The sequence below is a fragment of the Longimonas sp. genome, from assembly GCF_040409695.1.
GTDB lineage: Bacteria > Bacteroidota > Rhodothermia > Rhodothermales > Salinibacteraceae > Longimonas.
This window is the reverse complement of record NZ_JARWGJ010000047.1, coordinates 1-2,720: the sequence shown is the minus strand read 5'-3', so window position 1 is coordinate 2,720 and position 2,720 is coordinate 1. Positions and strand designations below refer to the sequence as shown.

Here is a 2,720-nt window from a genome sequence, read left to right as displayed (position 1 = left end):
TTACTGCGTAGCTTTCCTGCGTAGCTTTACTGCGTAGCTTTCCTGCGTAGCTTTCCTGCGTAGCTTTCCTGCGTAGCTTTCCTGCGTAGCTTTCCTGCGTAGCTTTCCTGCGTAGCTCGCTCGCGTCTTCCCCGTCCCTGCAACAGGCCTCCGCTTCTATGGCCGCCTCGCCTCCGCCCATTCAGATTGATCGTCTGACCGTGCAGCGGGGGGCGCAGACGGCCCTGCGCGACGTGTCGCTCACGGTCGACCCCGCGTCGTTCGTCGCGGTCGTCGGTCCCAATGGCGCCGGCAAGACCACGCTGCTGCACGTGCTGCTCGGACTCATCAATCCGACCGGGGGGCATGTGCGGGTCCTCGGTCATGCGCCCGGGCGCGATGCGCCACGCATCGGGTATGTGCCGCAGGTGAAGACGCTCGACCGCACCTTCCCCGCTGAAGCGCTCGACCTGGTCTGCTCCGGACTCGCGCACCGATGGCCGTTCTGGCGCTCGCAGCGCGCCACCGAGCGGGCCCGTGCCGCGCTCGACACCGTAGGGGCCGCCTCGTTTGCAAACGCGCTGCTCAGCGACCTCTCGGGCGGGCAGCTGCAGCGAGTCTACCTGGCGCGCTGTCTTGTGCACGAGCCTGAACTGCTCTTGCTCGACGAGCCCGCCACCGGCGTTGATGCCACCGGCGCCGCCGATCTCTACGAGCTGCTCGATGCCTACCAGGCTCAGCACGGCGCCACTATCGTGATGGTGACGCACGACTGGAACGCGGCCTACCACCACGCCACCAGCGTGCTGCTGCTCGACAAGCGGTGCGTGAGCTACGGCCCCCCCGAAGAGGCCCTTGGCGCCGATCCGCTACGCGAAGCCTTCGGGCACGTCGGCCACGCCCACGCTATGCTGCAAGGAGGAGGCCCCGCTCATGATTGAAGCACTTCAGTACCCATTCATGCAGCGCGCCCTTGTCGTGGGCGTCTGCCTCGGCCTGCTGGCCAGCTACTACGGCGCGTTCGTGGTGCAGCGCCGCATGAGCTTTCTGGGCGTAGGCCTCTCACACGCCGCGTTCGGGGGCGTCGCACTCGGACTCCTGCTCGGCGCAGAGCCGCTCTGGGTGGCCGTGCCCTTTACTATGCTCGTAGGGTGGGCCATCACCTGGATCAGCGATCGCGGCGCGCTCACCAACGACACGGCCATCGGCATCCTCTTCGCCGTAGCTATCGCCCTTGGCGTGGTGCTCCTCTCGTATCGACAGCAGTACACCGCCGACGCCTTTACCTACCTGTTTGGCTCGATCCTCGCCGTGGAGTCGTTCGACGTGGCCGCGCTGCTTGTGCTCACAGCTGGCACCGCCGCCCTCGCTCCGCTCTGGCCCCGATGGGCCTACGCCACCTTCGACCGCACCCTCGCCCGCGCCGACGGCGTGCCTGTACGCCGCGACGACCTGATCCTCGTTACCTGCATCGCCATCACGATCGTAGCCGCCGTCAAGCTCGTAGGGGCCATCCTCGTTGCCGCCTTCCTCGTCATCCCGGCCGCCACCGCCCGGCTACACGCCCGCTCCTTCGCCGTCATGACGCTCGCCGGCATGGCCGTAGGCGCCACCACCGCCGTGGGCGGACTCTTCCTCTCGTTCTATCTCGACTGGCCCAGCGGCGCCGCCATTATTCTGGTGCAGGCACTGCTTTTCGCGATCGCCTTTGCCTTTCAGCGCAGCTAAATCGCCCGGATGTTGTGCGGCGATCAGTGCTGGAAGGATGCGCCCGTCCTGCCTGCTCCAGGCACCTGTCTCAGACCTGCACGTCCTGCTGCTACGCTACGCCCCACCCAGCCGTACGATGCGCCGCTACCTGCTTCTGGCTCCTCACGCGCAGCCCATCCGTTCTGTGCGCGTGTCGTCCTATGCGGACGTGAACACCTCTACGCGCGAGATCCGGCAATTTTCTTTCAGGTCGCAGCCGCCCGCACCTACCCGCAGCAGCATTTCGAGGGGACGTTCGGTCTCGTTCAGCACACGGATAGCATGGTCGGCCCCAGCCAGCAGGAGGCGGCGCAGCGGAGTGAGCCGGGCAGGCTGGTGTTCGGTACACTTCAGCGTTTCGTTGTAGCGGACGATGTACGTCCCCTCGTCGAGCCGCCACCAGCCGTAGCTGTCGTCGGGGTCGGCTTTCGTGGGGGCAAGGCGCTCGCGCGGCGCCTCGGCAAACTCGCTTCCGCCAAAGTCCAGCTGTCCCGGACCTGTCACGCGAAAGACTTCGTCTACGGTCAGGTCTGCGCCGTTGGGGGCCTGCTGGGTCTCCCAGTGCACAATGCCGTCGATAAGAGATTGTATGTCTGCAATGCGTTGCATGGCAAAGCGCTGTTTGTGAGGGATTCAGTACACGCTGTTATACAGCGCCCCATTATACAGCACTCCCGCAACAGTTGTTGACCCCACAGCACGCCCGTATGCAGCATACCAATGCATGACGCGCCCGACTACGCGGCCCCGGTCTCTTCAAAGAAGCGGTGGATGGCATCAAGCGCGGTGTTGGGATGCTCAACCGGGGTGCTATGCCCACTACCTGGGGCGATCACGAACGTGCTGTTGGGCAGCGCATCGTTGGTGGCACGCACATTGTCGAGGGGAACGACCTCGTCCTCGGGGCCCGCTACCAGGAGCACAGGGGTTGAGATGGTGCCAAGCTCGCTCAGGACGCTATCGCGCCCGAAGATGGCGCGCCCAAGACGGGC

At 65.5% G+C, this 2,720-nt stretch carries 4 protein-coding genes; 2 read left to right on the top strand and 2 right to left on the bottom strand.

What is annotated here, in order from left to right:
- The first annotated feature begins 158 nt into the window (after positions 1-158).
- Together PPP56_RS02685 and PPP56_RS02680 are read left to right on the top strand one after the other, a co-directional pair.
- On the top strand, positions 159-920 hold the full coding sequence (locus tag PPP56_RS02685) for a metal ABC transporter ATP-binding protein (RefSeq protein ID WP_353562491.1): 762 nt from the start codon (positions 159-161) through the stop codon (positions 918-920).
- Positions 913-1,707, top strand: coding sequence for a metal ABC transporter permease (locus tag PPP56_RS02680; RefSeq protein WP_353562490.1), 795 nt, complete (start codon positions 913-915; stop codon positions 1,705-1,707). Before PPP56_RS02685 ends, PPP56_RS02680 begins: the two co-directional genes overlap by 8 nt.
- Before the next feature lie 180 nt (positions 1,708-1,887).
- Here the strand turns inward: PPP56_RS02680 and PPP56_RS02675 are convergent, their stop codons facing one another.
- Positions 1,888-2,337 carry a dCTP deaminase/dUTPase family protein gene (locus PPP56_RS02675; RefSeq protein ID WP_353562489.1) on the bottom strand — a complete coding sequence of 150 codons (450 nt, stop codon included), beginning with the start codon at positions 2,335-2,337 and terminating at the stop codon, positions 1,888-1,890.
- A gap of 128 nt (positions 2,338-2,465) precedes the next feature.
- A partial coding sequence (locus PPP56_RS02670; protein ID WP_353562488.1) for an alpha/beta fold hydrolase occupies positions 2,466-2,720 on the bottom strand: 255 nt, incomplete at its 5' end.